The sequence below is a fragment of the Streptomyces sp. NPDC020299 genome (genome assembly GCF_044387825.1).
Lineage (GTDB): Bacteria > Actinomycetota > Actinomycetes > Streptomycetales > Streptomycetaceae > Streptomyces.
Map to the genome: position 1 here is coordinate 724076 of NZ_JBIRWL010000002.1, position 14703 is coordinate 738778.

Annotated in this window: 13 protein-coding genes and 3 pseudogenes; 11 read left to right on the plus strand and 5 right to left on the minus strand. The window is 68.3% G+C overall.

Going from position 1 to position 14703, the window contains the following annotated elements; all coding sequences use genetic code 11:
- Positions 1-351: 351 nt before the first annotated feature.
- Positions 352-666 (plus strand): hypothetical protein, encoded by a 315-nt coding sequence (locus ACH45E_RS07585; protein ID WP_399040179.1) that lies wholly within the window; start codon positions 352-354, stop codon positions 664-666.
- Between the two features lie 577 nt (positions 667-1243).
- Here ACH45E_RS07585 and ACH45E_RS07590 read toward each other — a convergent pair.
- The 3 genes and pseudogenes from ACH45E_RS07590 to ACH45E_RS07600 form a co-directional block, all read right to left on the minus strand.
- Positions 1244-1709 (minus strand): annotated as a pseudogene (locus ACH45E_RS07590) (sensor histidine kinase); the annotation flags it as partial.
- Positions 1710-1776: 67 nt separating this feature from the next.
- Positions 1777-2274: a VOC family protein gene (locus tag ACH45E_RS07595; protein WP_361454983.1), complete on the minus strand. Its 498-nt coding sequence runs from the start codon at positions 2272-2274 to the stop codon at positions 1777-1779.
- A 406-nt stretch (positions 2275-2680) separates the two neighbouring features.
- Positions 2681-3577: a hypothetical protein gene (locus tag ACH45E_RS07600; protein WP_361454986.1), complete on the minus strand. Its 897-nt coding sequence runs from the start codon at positions 3575-3577 to the stop codon at positions 2681-2683.
- A gap of 711 nt (positions 3578-4288) precedes the next feature.
- Here ACH45E_RS07600 and ACH45E_RS07605 point away from each other — a divergent pair.
- From ACH45E_RS07605 to ACH45E_RS07625, 5 genes and pseudogenes are all read left to right on the plus strand, one after another.
- Positions 4289-4630: a PadR family transcriptional regulator gene (locus ACH45E_RS07605; protein WP_361454989.1), complete on the plus strand. Its 342-nt coding sequence runs from the start codon at positions 4289-4291 to the stop codon at positions 4628-4630.
- Complete coding sequence (locus ACH45E_RS07610) at positions 4627-5583, plus strand: hypothetical protein (protein ID WP_361454992.1); 957 nt, start codon at positions 4627-4629, stop codon at positions 5581-5583. Before ACH45E_RS07605 ends, ACH45E_RS07610 begins: the two co-directional genes overlap by 4 nt.
- 94 nt (positions 5584-5677) lie before the next feature.
- Positions 5678-6598 carry a phosphatase PAP2 family protein gene (locus ACH45E_RS07615; RefSeq protein WP_361454995.1) on the plus strand — a complete coding sequence of 307 codons (921 nt, stop codon included), beginning with the start codon at positions 5678-5680 and terminating at the stop codon, positions 6596-6598.
- Between the two features lie 320 nt (positions 6599-6918).
- Positions 6919-7320 (plus strand): TraR/DksA C4-type zinc finger protein, encoded by a 402-nt coding sequence (locus ACH45E_RS07620; protein ID WP_361454998.1) that lies wholly within the window; start codon positions 6919-6921, stop codon positions 7318-7320.
- A 372-nt stretch (positions 7321-7692) separates the two neighbouring features.
- A pseudogene (locus ACH45E_RS07625) lies at positions 7693-8241 on the plus strand (transposase family protein); the annotation flags it as partial.
- A gap of 392 nt (positions 8242-8633) precedes the next feature.
- Here ACH45E_RS07625 and ACH45E_RS07630 read toward each other — a convergent pair.
- Positions 8634-9224, minus strand: coding sequence for a transposase (locus ACH45E_RS07630; RefSeq protein WP_361455001.1), 591 nt, complete (start codon positions 9222-9224; stop codon positions 8634-8636).
- A 12-nt stretch (positions 9225-9236) separates the two neighbouring features.
- Here ACH45E_RS07630 and ACH45E_RS07635 point away from each other — a divergent pair, with 12 nt between their 5' ends.
- Entirely contained in the window at positions 9237-9785 is a 549-nt protein-coding gene (locus ACH45E_RS07635; protein ID WP_361455004.1) for a Tn3 family transposase, read from the plus strand.
- Positions 9786-9848: 63 nt separating this feature from the next.
- Here the strand turns inward: ACH45E_RS07635 and ACH45E_RS07640 are convergent, their stop codons facing one another.
- Complete coding sequence (locus ACH45E_RS07640; protein WP_361455007.1) at positions 9849-10808, minus strand: helix-turn-helix transcriptional regulator; 960 nt, start codon at positions 10806-10808, stop codon at positions 9849-9851.
- A 237-nt stretch (positions 10809-11045) separates the two neighbouring features.
- Between ACH45E_RS07640 and ACH45E_RS07645 the strand changes: the two genes are divergently transcribed.
- The 4 genes and pseudogenes from ACH45E_RS07645 to ACH45E_RS07660 all read left to right on the plus strand — a co-directional run bounded on the left by ACH45E_RS07645 (position 11046) and on the right by ACH45E_RS07660 (position 14364).
- A complete protein-coding gene (locus ACH45E_RS07645) occupies positions 11046-11891 on the plus strand; it encodes an SDR family oxidoreductase (RefSeq protein ID WP_361455010.1) in 846 nt (281 codons plus the stop codon).
- Between the two features lie 20 nt (positions 11892-11911).
- Positions 11912-12383 (plus strand): annotated as a pseudogene (locus ACH45E_RS07650) (nitroreductase family deazaflavin-dependent oxidoreductase).
- A 366-nt stretch (positions 12384-12749) separates the two neighbouring features.
- Entirely contained in the window at positions 12750-13730 is a 981-nt protein-coding gene (locus ACH45E_RS07655; RefSeq protein ID WP_361455013.1) for an aldo/keto reductase, read from the plus strand.
- Between the two features lie 91 nt (positions 13731-13821).
- Positions 13822-14364, plus strand: coding sequence for an NAD(P)H-dependent oxidoreductase (locus ACH45E_RS07660; protein WP_057577317.1), 543 nt, complete (start codon positions 13822-13824; stop codon positions 14362-14364).
- The last annotated feature ends 339 nt before the right edge of the window (positions 14365-14703 follow it).

Below are 14703 nucleotides of genomic sequence, written 5' to 3' on the forward strand. Positions count from 1 at the left end.
GATCGACGCGGTCGACGAGCTCACCGCCTGGCAGAACCGCCCGCTGGACGCCATGATGCGTCGTGGATCAAGACCCGGTCCGGATCAGGGGTTCGCAGTGAACTGCTGGGTAGCCCCGGGGGCGCCGTGTTCGGCCCCTGAGTGCCTGGCAAGCTGCTTGATCATCCGCGGTCCCCCGGGCCGCGGTGGTCGAGGTGAGCGTTCCCGCCGCGACTCCGCTTTCCTTCATCCTCAGGGATTCGGCACGCCTTCCCCCCCCACTGCGCGCCTGCGTCGCGTGTCAGACGTAGGTCCCACATTGCTGCCACGGCCGGTTTGGCGGCCGTGCTGTTCAGGGCCGGACCATTCGTCATGGCCTTCCCCGAGGTTTTCTTGCAGAGGCCAAAGCCGAGCACGCCAGAAAACGCGACCATGATGGCCACCGCCACCGCCACCGCCACCGCCACCGCCCCCGGCCGGACCGCGCAGGTCGCTGACCGGTTGGACGCGGTGAAAGGCGGCTTTGTGGGCCGCACATACGCCAGGCTCGGGTATGTCCGCGCCACCGTACCGACCGGTAGAGCGGACGCGGCGACCGCCGCCGCAGCAAAGCTGTACTCCGTGCGCGTGATTGACCTGGGCCCGACGATACGACTCGACGACCCAGTTCAACCTCCCTGTGCTTGATCACCACAGAGCTGCCGCCATGCCGAAAGCTGAACAGATCCTCCTCAACCTGCGGATGCTGAGCTTCGATTCGGCGCAGAGTCAGCAGTGCGCAACGGCCTCCGTCACCAGGAGTCAGCGGCTGGGGCGTGCCGGGGTCGTTCCTGCGCACGCGACCCGGTGGCTCACCTGGGAGCTAGGTCATCCTGTCGGACTGATTCTTCCGCCGATGTGCTTCCGGTTCGGACCGTTTTGATCGTGCCGTTTCCATAAGGTAGTTCGTTTCAGCGTCGCGAGACAGGGCTTTGCCGTGCTCGCGTGCCGGCATCCCCAGGTCCTCGACCGGTCCTTCCGACGCAATGGTGACCAGGCCGGCCATGCAGGCCCAGTTCCGCCGCCTCACGTCCTGCCGATCGGATGACGAGGTGTCCAGCAGACGAGCGAAGCGCTCTCAAAACTGGCGTGGTCGGCGCACCGCGCGCCCAGCAGTTCGAAGATCACCAGTGGCGGCACCGGCAGCGCTGAGTGCGTCGCCAGCCCCGCCGGCTCACGGGACGGGACGGAGGACGGGCAGCCGTCCGAAGGGAGGCCGTTGCCCTCAGGCTTTCCGCGCCGGAAGCACCGCCCGAACCTGCCATCCACCGCCGCTTCGTGGTCCGGTGTGCAGTTCTCCGCCCAGCGCCGTCACCCGCTCGATGAGGCCGACGAGGCCGAAGCCGCCCCCGTGGGTGGCCGCCGGGAGCTGGGTGCCACCGCGGCCGTCGTCCGCGACCGACACCTCTAGGGGGTGTTTCGAAAGTCCTGTGCGGTGCCCGCGGTGTCCGGTGCGTGCTCTCGGCGTGCCGGACGAAAGCCCTCGTACTGGACGTACTTGGGTTTTTGGCCGGTGCGGCGAGAGTGCGTGCCGGGCGCCGTGGGTGCTGTGCGGGACTTTCGAAACACCCCCTAGGCGGCCGGAGTCGTCGCGCAGGCGGACCTCGATGTGTGCGGCGTCGGCCGCGTGACGGCGGATGTTCGTGAGTCGCCTCCTGGGCGACCCGGAAGGCGGCGGCCTGCACCGCGTGGCGGCAGACTTGGGACAGGTCCGAGGCGGCCCCGTCACCCCTGCCTCCTTCTTCTGGCTCCTGGACGTCAGCTGAGGTGGGCTTCCCAGGCGGGGAAGAGGTCGGCGCTTTGGACGTACTCCATGGCCTTGGTGAACTCCGGGTCGCCGAGGCGGCGTTCCACTTCCTGCGGGCTCAGGTCCTCCACACGGGTCTGGATCCAGTACAGGTTGCCCAGCGGATCGCGTATCCGGCCGACCCGGTCTCCGAAGAACAGGTGGGTGACCTCGGTGACCGAGGTGCCGCCGGCCGCAACGGCCTGACGGTGCACGGCGTCGGCGTCCTCGACGTAAAGACGGAGGAAGCCAGGAGTCGGGGGCCATTCCGGCCGCGCGTCGAACATCATCACCACTGAATCGCCGATCCGTACCTCCGCATGCTCGATGGCACCGTCCTTGCCCGCAAGGCGCGCGAGCTCCTCCGCACCGAAGGCCCTCTTCATGTAGTCGATGAGCTGCACCGTGTCGCGCGAGATGATCCACGGCGTCACGGTGCTGTAGCCCTGGGGAACCGGCTTGACGGACATCTGACTGCCTCCTGGGGTGCGAGTGCCTCAACGCGGTGAAGACGCTAGACGCCTTCTAGGTCACTCCTTGTCCTACAAGCTCCCGATGGATAGGGATCTCGCGAGACGGGCCAGCCAGACATAGGACGTGATCGTCTAATCGGCGGAGGGTTCGAGTATCGGCTCGAAGGCGGAGTCTTCGTCGTCGGGAACGTGGGGGAGGAACCCGTCGCGGACGGTGCGGGCGGCGGTGGTGAGCAGGCGGTCCAGGACTTCGCGGTCGGTGGCCGGGGGAAGCCGGAGTGTGGCGAGGAGGCAGTCGCGGACGGCGGGGTGGTCCGGGTGGTCGTCGAGGTAGTGGGAGTTGTGGGCCGGGGGCGGAAGCCGGCCAGGGCGTCGTGCCAGGACGGCAGGACGACGGCCAGGGTCAGGGCCTCGGCGAGAGACTCGGCGATGAGGGAGGCCCGGTGCTCGGAGTCGGTGTAGAGGACGGGGCGGGGGCGTCGGGGACGGCCGGGCCGCAGGGGTAGTGGGTGCCGCCCGCGTTGCAGCTGGCGATGGGCTGCACTGGGAGAGCGTAGGGCAGGGCGATCGATTCGATCGGGTCGGAATGGGCAAGGTCGAACTCGCCGTCGCGGGAGAGGTAGGCGGCGACTTCGGGGTGCGCGACGATCCTTTGGAGCAGTGCGTTGTCCGAGAGGGCAGCCGGGTTGAGGGCCGAGGCGACCGCAGGGGTGAGGGGGTGTCCGGTGAGGACGTGGCGGATGGCGTCGAGGGGGACGCGGCGTTCGTAGTAGTCCTCGAACCATGCCTGGACGGCCTCGGGGGAGCGGTTGGTCAGGAGGTGGAAGAGGAGGCCGGAGCCGTCCGGGTCTTCTGTGCCTGCGGGGAAGGCGATGGCAGAGCCGGTGCGCCAGGCGGTGTCGCCGGTTGCCTGCCACAGGCAGGCGGTGACCCGAGGGGCGTCGATGCCCTCGTCGCGGAAGGCGGGCTCGTCCAGGAGCGGGCGCAGTGCCGCGGGCACGTCGTCGATGACACCGGGCCAGACTTGCTCGTCGTCCGTGACGTACGGACTCATCTCCGACTCGTGGTCGAAGCCGAGTATGAGCACGCCGTCCGGAGTGAAAAGGACGGCGAAGTCGTCTCCAGAGCCGTTCGCCATCAGGGCTGCCTCGACACCGGGGCTCCAGGTGGCGTCGAAGGTGTACTGGCAGAACCGCGGATCGTCGCTGATCGCCATATCTAGGGCGGCCAGTGCACGCAGATGGGCACGGAGTCTGGCCGGGTCGGGCAGGAGGGCGGCGGTCTCGTGCACAGTGCTCATGGCGCCATGGAAGCAGCCGCCACTGACAATCCGGGACGGGTAGCGACCAGGCCACGGCCGGACACCCAGCGTGCTGATCCCCCCCACAGCAGGCAGCAGCCCGCACACGGTCCCCTGGATCGTGGGGACGGCTGTCCCTGCGCATCAACGACCCGGAACGGTACGCCGTTGTACGCGGCCTGTCGCATCGGAGCGAGGCGGTGCTCCTGGTGGAACCATCACCCGAGCACCGTCTGCCGGCCAGCTACCCGGCCGTCCGCACCCGCGCGACGGGCCTCATCAACCCCCGCACCAACCCCGACTGCCTTAACCGGATCAAGGCGCTCCGAGCCGGATCATCGACGGGGCATGGCGGACGGCCACAGGCGGCGATCTGCGCTTCCCGGAGGCACTTGGGAAGCGGCCGCTCGGGTCAGGCCTCATCGAACGCTGCCTCGCCTGCTTCGCCCGGCCGGTCGGGGCGAACGGAGTCTGGTCCATGGAGGATTCAACGGAGGCGAGTCGGGTCTGGCGGACACGGTGGGAATGACATTCCGCTCGGCCCGGACCAGGTTGCGGTGAGCATCCGCCATCGCAGCGCGGGGGCGTCGAGGAGACCGCCGTCGCGCCCGCCGGCCGGGAGAGGGTGGCGCTCACCGCGGGCATGGAGGTGCTGCCAGTGATCACCCGAGACTGGCAGATATATTTCGTAGCTCGATATATGCTTGATGCATGACCAGACGGAACCCGCCCTTGACGGAACCGCAGTACTTCATCCTTGCTGCGCTCATGGATGGTCCGCTGCACGGTTACGGCATCATCAAGGCTGCCGAGCAGGCCACCGACGGGCGGCTCCGGATCGCTGTCGGCACGCTCTACGGCGCGCTGGAGCGGATGGAGCGGGCCGGGCTGGTGGCCGCCGGCCAAGAGGAGATCGTGGACGGGCGAGCGCGGCGCTACTACCGGCTCACCGAGGACGGCACCGAGGCGCTCGGCCGGGAAGCGCTGCGGATGCAGCAGGCGGCGGCCGTCGTCATCGGACGCCCACGGAACGCCGGGGCGGCCCCGGCATGAATCGTCTGCTGCTTGCGGCCTATCCCAAGTCCTACCGTTCCCGGCAGGGCAAGGAGTTGCTGACCTGCCTGGCCGAGGCATATCCCGGCCGTTCCTGGCCCCCGCCGCGGGAAGTCGCCGCCTTGGTGCGCGCCGGGGTGCAGGCCCGCGCCCGTGCCACCGTTGACGACACCACTCGGCCGTGGTGGCTGGACGGCATCCATCTGGCCGCCCTGGCCCTCGCCGCGCTGGCGCTGGTTCCGTACTTGCAGGATGTGTGGCACTGGGCACTGCACATCGACCCCGGACAGCACGCCATCGCCTTCCACTTCTCCGGCTGGTATCCGTGGGCCGGAGGTCCCACGCGGATACGGCTGCTGCCCTACGGGCTGCTCCCGCTGGGCTGCCTAATCGCTCTGCTGCGTGGCAGAGCGTGGATCGCGCTGCCGGCCGCGGCAGCCATGATCTGGGCCGGCGCCACGACCCATGGCCGCACCCTCTTCGGCGACGAGGGCAAGGCGGGCTTGAGCTACTACGGGTTGGGCGCCCCGATAACGGCCCGTGACCTGGCGCTTTCGGGGACACTGTGCGCCGCGTGCGCCGTGCTGGCGCTCTGCCGACCCAGCCGTCTGCGACGCCGCTCGTACCGTTGGCTGGCCCCCGTCGTGCTCGCCATGTTCGTGGCCGGGGGCCTGCACATCATCTCTGTCAGTCCGGCTTTCCAGCGCGGCTTGTTCGTCCTCGAGGTCGCCGCGCTGCTCGGCGCGTGGGTGGCGACGGCAGCCACCGGCGACCACCGGTGGCTGATCCCCGTCGCGACGGTCGCGATCGTCCGCACACAGGCGATCGTCGTCCAGCCGGACGCGTTCATGCAGTCCTTTCCGGACCTGGTCGTTCTCCTCCTGCTGATCGCACCCCTCCCCGCCCTGGCGATCACCGCCCAGCGCCGACAGGGGCAGGCACTCCCCGAATAGGAGCGGACCCCCGGTGGGCCGGCCGAGCCCGGAGGCCCACGTCGTGCCACAAGACGTGCGTGACCCAACTCCCCTCAACGGAAGAAACAGAGCGATGACTCAGCACGATCCTCCGACCCTGCCCGCGCACCGTCCGGGGGCCTCAAGGCAGGCCCCCGAGGCCCCCGACGCCCCCAGCCTGTCGCGTACGACACGGCCGTGGATGCCGGCTCTGCTGTACACCCTGGGGTTCCTGACGGTCTACCTGCTCGCCATCTGCACCCCGTGGGGGCAACGAGCTGAGAACGCCCTGTTCGGTCTCGGTAAACAGGGCGGCGAAGAAGCATGGTTCTACCCCCTGTCAGGAGCGGCCTACGGCTCGACGCCCGTGCCGCCGCTGGAATTGAGTGCCAAGCCAACCCTGATGGTGGGCCTGGCCGTCATCGTGGTCCTCACCCTGGTGCGGCGGTCCTGGTGGCCGGGGTGCGCGGCGCTCGGAGTCGCCATTCTCACGACCGGCGGCAAGGAGGTGCTCAAATCGAACCTGCCCCGCCCCGACCTGGTGGGCGCGCCCGAGAATCTCCTTGATCAGGGATTCCCCAGCGGGCACACCTCCATCCCCGCCGCGCTGACCCTCGCCGCCGTCCTCGTGGTTTCCCCCCGCATCCGCCCCTACGTCGCCACGGCCGGTGTGCTGTGGCTCGCCTGCATCGCCGCCTACAGCGCGACCGCCGGCGGCCACCGGCCCAGCGAAGTGCTGGGGGCCACACTATTGGCCTGCGTCTGTTATGGTCTTGCAACCTGGCTGCTGCCGCCGTCCGCAGCGCCGGGCGCCACGCGGAGCCCTCGAGCGCTGCCCGTCATCACCCTGACGCTGGCACTGGCCGTGGCCCTCGTTTCCGGCGCACGGAACGACACCCTCACAAGGTCACTGGTCTCCGCGGCGACGGGCTTCATATGTGCGGCCCTGGTCTGGTACGCCGCAGTCGGGCGGCCTGCACACCCCGCACGCCGCACACGCCCCGCGCTGGGCTGACCACCCGGCCGGCTCCGGGCGGGAACCGGCGCATCCTGGCAAAGCGGCTGTCCGATGCCACCGCCCAGTCGTAGAAGCCGTCGACGCCCGAGCGGGGATGCGCTCCCGCCCGACGTGTCCTCCCGTAGTCCGGTCAACAGGTCGGTGGTGCCCCCACGACAGCAGTTCGCGCTCCGAGATCGACCGACTGACAACGTGACATCCTGCTGACGGAGCAGTTCCTTCAACAGGAAGCGACTGCCCCAGCGCCACCTCCCGAAGGTGAAGAGCAGCGGGGTGCGGAGGGGGAATCGGGAATCGTGAATCAGCGTTGTCCCAGCATGGGCCATGTATCCCAGCAGGGCCACGATGAGTCCGGCCCGTCCCCCTTCTCGGCCGCCCGTGCCCGCCTCGCGGCCGACCGCGCGGACACCCTCGCTCGGGCGGCAGCACTGAGCCGCGACTTCGACGGGATTGTCGCGTCGAACGCCTTGGTCGCGGTAGACGACGAGCACGATCCCGAAGGGGGCACAACCGCCTTCGAGCGAGCCCACGTTGTCGCCCTGATGGCGCAGGCGCGCGGGCACCTGGAAGAACTGGACAGGGCACTGGAACGACTCGAACGGGGCGCGTACGGGCAGTGCGAAGTCTGCGGCGGAACGATTCCGCCCGAACGCCTGGAGATCCGTCCGGCAGCGACCACCTGTGTCCACTGCGCCCGGCCCGACCCACGCCGCGCTTGACGTCAGCCAGTGTCTGGCATTCAACGACGGTTCCGAAACCTCGCCACTACCGCCAGGTCAAGGCCCCCGCCGCGCCCGACCCCCGGCCACACTGGAGCCCTCATGACAGGCCGCCCAACTGAAATGACGTTTTAAAGAGAGGCGCGTCTTCGGCAGCGAGCGTGGGGGAGTGGTGGGCTCATCCACTTACTGGCGCGTTTGGGAGGAATCGCGGCTGTACGCGCTCGATCCCGATCGCGCTGACTCGCCATTGAGCCTTTTCCAACCTCGTGGTGAGGGTGGCTGGTTGGTCGCGGAGGTCTGTACAACGCGGTGAAGCTCCCGGTAGACGGGTTCACGACCAAGATCACCCGTTGTCCACCAGGAGCTTCCGTGCTTCTCTACCCGTCCGGGATCGACCTGTCCAGTTCGACCCTGCGGTTCCTTGCCCGTCACCTGCGTCAGCGCCGCCGTGAGATCGGCAGCCGGTGGCGACGCCTGGCAGCGGGACGCCAGGCACTCCTCACTCTTGCGCACCTGCGATGCGGCGACACCTATGGCCGGCTCGCCGCAGCGTTCAACGTCGGCATCGCCACCGTCTACCGCTACATCCGCGAAGCCGTCGATGTCCTGGCCGCCCTCGCCCCCACGCTTGAACAAGCCGTCGGCACCGCGGCGACGAAAGCATTCGTGATCCTGTACGGCACCCTGCTGCCGATCGACCGCATCGCCGCCGACCGTCCCTTCTATTCAGGCAAACACAAGAAGCACGGCACGAACGTGCAGGTCATCACCGCCCCCTTCGGCCGCCTGCTCTGGGCTTCGCCCGCACTACCGGGAGCGGTCCACGACATAAAGGCGGCCCGCACCCACGGCATCCCGGCCGCCTTGGCCCAAGCCGGCGTCCGCTGCTGGGCGGACAAGGCATACCGAGGAGCAGGCGTGCATCGCATGAGCAACTTCGCCGCATCGCCCGTGGCGATGCCAGCGGTACAGAACGAAGGGATGCCTGCCGCGACGCGCTGCTGGAAGCGGGCCTATTCGCACAAAGGGAGCGACTACTGATCACGGCTTCGCCAGACGTCGTGAGCACGGCAGAAGTTACTCACCGGTCCCTGCTAACCATCCGTGACCTCATCGGATCGGGTGGAACCACCGAAGCGGAAACCTACCGGGAGGCGTATGCACGCTACGCGTCCGCGCTGTGGCAGCTGCGACAAGCCATGCGCAAAGATACGGTCGCGACCCCGCTGAATCTTGAAGATCCAGTGCTCATCAGGGAACAGCTTCCTCCGGCCAACAGAGACGACTGAGGCAGAGGTTAAACGAGAAGTTTACTGATCTTTTCGTAAGTTCAGTGGGTGCGGCGGGTGGATACTCAGGCCCGTATGGGCGAGGAATGACCATGGCAGTCGGGGGTTGGCGTTGATGCGGTGAATGCCTTGCTCGGTGGCGTCGGCGACATCGGCGAGGTGGTCGCCGGCGAGGTTGGCGAGTTCACCCTTCTTGAGCGAGGACCACAGCAGTTCCACCGGGTTCAGCTCGGGAGCGTAGGCGGGTAATCGTTCCAGGGTGAGCCAGTCCTGTTCGGCGACCCAGGCCCGCATCGCCCGGCTCCAGTGGGCGGACAGGCCGTCCCAGACCAGGACCACTCGCTCGCCGCGGTAGAACACCTTCATCTGCTCCAGGACCTCGATGAGTCCGGTGGTGTCGTAGCTGACGGGCTTGAGGTGGAAGCACAGGCGGGCCCCGCGATCGGGGTCGGAGGAGTGGTAACCCAAGGCCCCGGCCATCGACGCGCGCTTCCAGTTCAGGCGGTGCCGCAGGAGCGGAGTCCGCCCTCGGGGCGAGTAGGTGCGGCGGATCTGAGGGAGCAGGGAGACGCCTGATTCGTCGAGGAAGACGATCCAGGCACGTGTGTTCACGGCCCCTTTTTGATGCGCGGCCACTCGTGCGCGATCCAGCGGGCGATCTCCGACTCGTTCCGCTCGACCGACGCGGACCTGCGCCGGGAGATCAGCGACGGGCTCCAGGTGGTGGAGAACTGGAACTCCGCCAACCACGACCTGTTCTACGGCAAGGACGGCGACCTGACCGGCTCCGACAAGGAGTCCCAGGAGGTGTCCATGCTCGCCCTGCACCTGCTCCAGTCGGCGTTGGTGTACGTCAACACACTGCTTCTCCAGGACATCCTGAGCGAGGAGAAGTGGCAGAAGCGGCTCACCGACGCCGACCGGCGGGCCCTGTCCCCGCTGTTCTGGACCCACGTGAACCCCTATGGCCGGTTCGAGCTGGACATGAACAGCCGCCTCGATCTGGACCTGTCCATCCGGACGACGGTGCCCGGCCCCGCACCCCGCAGGGAGAGACAGCCGCAGCCCCGGCATGACACCTCGGGCCCTGTGCCTGGCCGGATCCCGAGGCGCCTCGGCCGCGTCCGTGTGAACCGCTCGCCACCCTCGCCCGCCCCGATGCGTTTCGGGTGATGCCGTCCGGGTGGTCAGTTGTGGTGTTCGCGGGCGGGCATGTCGCTTCGAGTGGCCCGTCGTTCAGTCGGGTGTCTCGCCCGAGTCGGCGAGCTCGGAGTCGTTGGCCGGCGCGGACCGCTCGATGTCCTCGTTGTCCGTGGCCCAGCTGGCCAGCAGGTTCAGGGCGTCCTGCGAGGGTGTGTGGGGCTCGGCGGTGTAGGTGAGGAGGAACTGGCTGGGGTCGCCGCCCACCGGGAAGGTTTCGAACGGTAGGTCGAGGTCGCCGACGACCGGGTGGTGCAGAAGTTTCACGCCGGTGGTGTGCATGCGGACGTTGTGGGCGGCCCAGCGGTGACGGAATTCCGCGCTGCGGGTGGACAGTTCGCCGATCAGGTCGGTCAGCCGCCGGTCGTAGAGATCGCGGCCGGCCTCGGCGCGCAGCATGGCGACACAGTCGCCTGCGACCTGGTCCCAGTCGCGGAAGAATTCAGTCGCGTGCGTGTCGAGGAAGACGAACCTGGAGTTGTTGGGCGGGCGCACCGGGTCGGCGTAGACGGGGGAGTACAGGGCGCGCCCGAGGTGGTTGGCGGCCAGGATGTCCCCGCGTCCGCTGAGGATGAAGGCGGGTGTGCCGGTCATCGAGTCGAGGACGCGCTGCACCGTGGGCCGGACACGCGGCTGGGCCGGGCGGCGGCGTGGCGGACGGGTGGTGCCGGCGCCGCGCAGGAGGTCGAGCAGGTGGATGCGTTCGGCCTCGTCGAGCTGAAGTGCTTGCGCGATGCCCTCGATGACGCTTTCGGAGACTCCGGTGGCGTTGCCGCGCTCCAGCCGGGTGTAGTACTCGCTGGAGATGCCCGCGAGGAGGGCGACCTCCTCGCGGCGCAGCCCGGTGACCCGTCGGCGCTCTCCGCCGTACAGGGGCAGTCCGGCCTGCTCAGGGGTGACCCTGGCCCGCCGCGTGCCGAGGAATTCCCGGATCTCCGCGCGGAAATCAGCACGAATGTCGCGGTTGCTGCCGTTGGGGTCGTTTCTGCCTGCCATGCGCTTCACTCTACGAGCGCGTCCGCCGGGTTGGGGGTCCCTGTCAGTGACCCCCTCATCAGGGACTCCCACCCTCGCGTGACAGCCGGTTTTGTTGGTGGTGCACCGCCCACGGCGGTGTGAACCGTCCAGACAGACGGCGCTCGTGCCGACGGTCACAGCCCCCTCTGCGGCGCTGTATGCATCACCCCCGCACACACCAGGTGCCGGAGCACGGCGCCTGAAAGGAAATTCCTCATGAGCAAGGTCATTCTCGTCACCGGCGCCGGACGCGGCCTGGGCGCCGACATCGCCCGCGCGGCCCTCACCGCCGGCCACCAGGTCGTCGCCACCGGCCGCCGCCCCGCAGAGGTCGAGAAGACCCTCGGCGGACCGCAGGACAACCTGCTGGTCACCAAGCTGGACGTCACCAGCCTGGAAGACGCCGAGGCCGCCGCGCAGGCAGCCGTCGACCGCTTCGGCCGGATCGACGTCCTGATCAACAACGCCGGGAACCTCTTCACCGGCTACTTCGAGGAGATCTCGCCCGCGCAGATGCGCCAGCAGTTCGAGACCAACCTCTTCGGCCCGATGAACGTCACCCGCGCCGTCCTGCCGATCATGCGCCGCCAGCGCGTCGGCCACGTCATCACCATCACCTCGACCGCCGGCCTGGTCGGCATGGAGTTCACCTCCGCCTACGCCGCCTCCAAGTTCGCCGAAGAGGGCTGGATGGAGTCCCTGCGCTACGACGTCGAGCCGTACAACATCCACACCACCATCGTGGAGCCCGGCTACTTCCGCACCGAACTCCTCGTGGACGGCTCCACCGCCTGGCCCGAGCTGTCCATCGACGACTACGCCCCGCGCACCGCACCCCGGATCGAGGGCATGAAGAGCATGAACGGCAAGCAGCCCGGCGACCCCGCCAAGCTCGCCCGTGCCCTGCTGATCATCGCCGGCCAGGACAAGCCCCTACGGCGTTTCGTCGCTGGTGCGGACGCCATCGAGGCCGCCGAGGCCAAGGCGAAGGAGCTCCTCGCCCAGGCCGAGGCATCCCGGGAGCTGGGCGACAGCCTGGCCTACGACGACGCCCACGCCTGACCAGCACAGAGAGAGCCGACATGCCCCTCAAAGGCGAGTACGAGCCGAGCACGGCGCGACCAGGTGGAGCTGTACGAAAGCTCCGGCGGTACGCAGGGAACAACGCTGAGCGTCCTGGTCGCACGGGAGGAAGACGAGAGGCTCCGGGACCTGCCCGTCGTCATCCTGACCACCCTGGGCGCGAAGAGCGGCAAGATCCGCAAGACCCCGGTCATGCGGGTGGAGCACGACGGCGTCTACGCTGTGGTCGCCTCCATGGCAGGAGCCCCCAAGCACCTGGTCTGGTATCACAACGCGGTGGCCGACCCCCGGGTCGAGCTGCAGGACGGCCCGGTGCGCCAGGACATGCTGGCACGCGAGGTGACCGGGGACGAGAAGGCCCTGTGGTGGGCGCGGGCCATCGAGGCGTTCCCCGACTACGCGGAGTACCAGAAGAACACGGAACGTGAGATTCCCGTCCTCGTTCTGGAGCCGGCGGCCCACGAGCACTGACCCGACGCAGCCCGCGGGCCCACCGCAGCCTGGCCCTGGTAACCCCAGCGTCGGACCCCACCTGACAGCGGCCAGCTCGAATCCCCCGTGGTCGGCCCGCCCGGCCGCCTGGACGAAGCACATCACAGACGACCGCGGCATCGATGTCCTCGGCAGCCTGACTTTAAGACGACACCTACGCCTGAGCACCCTGCCCGGCCGAGGCGGGCTGCCGCCGGGTGCACCCACGGCGCCGACCCACTACCCGCAACGGCGCCCGCACCGGCACCAGCTGGCGGACCACCGAAGCACGGTCCGCCAACGAGTGGCGCCCCACTACTCACGACCACCGAACGGCCTGACGGCCGTCACGACAAGGAGTACCTGATGAAGCACGTATCCCTGGGCGGGCTCGATGTCTCCCGCATCGGCCTGGGAGCCATGACCATGGCCGGCATGTACACCACGGGCGGAGGGCTCGACGACGCCGAGTCGATCCGCACCATTCACCGTGCGCTCGACCTCGGGGTCACCCACATCGACACCGCCGAGATCTACGGCCCCTTCCACAGCGAGGAAATCGTCGGCAAGGCCATCAAGGGCCGCCGCGACGACGTCGTCGTGGCGACGAAGTTCGGAATCGTCTCCCACGGCGGCGACGGCCCCGGCGTCATCGACAGCAGCCCGGCCAACGTGAAGACCGCCGTCGAAGGCTCGCTCATGCGGCTCGGCACCGACCACATCGACCTCTACTACCAGCACCGTGTCGACCCGAACACGCCCATCGAGGAGACCGTCGGCGCGCTGGCCGAACTGGTCGCCGAAGGCAAGGTTCGCCACATCGGACTCTCCGAGGCCAGTCCCGAGACGATCCGCCGGGCACACGCCGTGCATCCGGTGGCCGCGCTGCAGACCGAATACTCCCTGTGGACCCGCGACGTCGAGGCCGAGATCCTCCCGCTGCTGCGCGAGCTCGGTATCGGATTCGTGCCCTACTCGCCGCTCGGCCACGGCCTGCTGACCGGGCAGATCCGCACCGTCGACGACTTCGCCGACGACGACTGGCGCAAGACCAACCCGCGCTTCACCGGCGAGAACTTCCAGCGCAACCTGCGCATCGTCGATGAAGTACGGGCCATCGGCGCCGAGATCGGCGCCACCCCGGCCCAGACCGCGCTGGCCTGGCTGCTGACCCGCGGCGACGACATCGCCCCCATCCCCGGAACCCGCCGGGTCTCCCGCGTCGAGGAGAACACCGCCGCCGACGGCATCGAACTCAGCGCCGCCCAGCTCGACCGCCTCAACAACCTCACACCGGCCGCGGGCGAACGCCACGACGAGGCGAACATGGCCACCATCGACCGCTGATCCGACGCCCCGGCGATGTGCTGACCCGTCGCACCCGACCAACCCGCATCCGCTCACCCATCTCCCTGATCACTGAAGAGGTTTTCTCATCATGTCCAAGGTTCTCCTTGTCGTAGCTCACCCCGACCTGTCCCAGTCGAAGGCCAACGCGGCTCTGGTGGACGCCGTTCGCGATCTGCCCCATGTCACGGTGCACGATCTCTACGCCACCTACCCTGACTTCCAGATCGACGTCGACGCCGAGCAGGCCCTGCTGGCGGAGCACGACGTGATCGTCTTCCAGCATCCGGTGTTCTGGTACAACACCACCCCGCTGTTCAAGCTGTGGCAGGACAAGGTATTCACCTTTGGCTGGGCCTTCACCCTGGACGGTTCTGCCTCGCAGCTGGCCGGCAAGAAGGCCGTCGTCGCCGTCACCGCCGGTGTCCCCGCCGATCACTACACCCCCGAGGGCGCGAACAAGGCCACTCTGGAGACCCTCCTCAACAGCTGGGAGGCGACCCTGCGGCTGTGCCAGCTCGACTTCCAGCAGCCGATGGTCAAGGTGTACGGCACCGCCTTCGGGCTGTCCGACGAAGACCTGAACACCGCCGCCAAGCAGTACAACGAACTGCTCGCCTCCTTCGCCGCCTGACCGCACTCTCACAACAACAGCCGCCCTCGCTGATCGCAACGCCGCGGTGATAACCCTGCCAGTCTCCGGTCACTCCTCGCCGGATCAGTGCCAAGCGACTGGAGACTGGTAGGACCACCCGCGCCGCGGAGATCTACGAGGAACTTGCGGCTCGCTGGTCGGCTGCTCGCGAAGGATCTCGAAGTCGTGCCGCAAGCGAAAGCAGCATCGAGGCCCTGCTTAGCGAAGAACAGCCCCTCTCATAAACGGTCCTTTGCGCGAGCAAGATCAATAGTGGGCCGCCGGACCCCTGTCGATCCCGGATTCGTTCTCAGAACCCGTTCTCACTCAAAAGCGGGA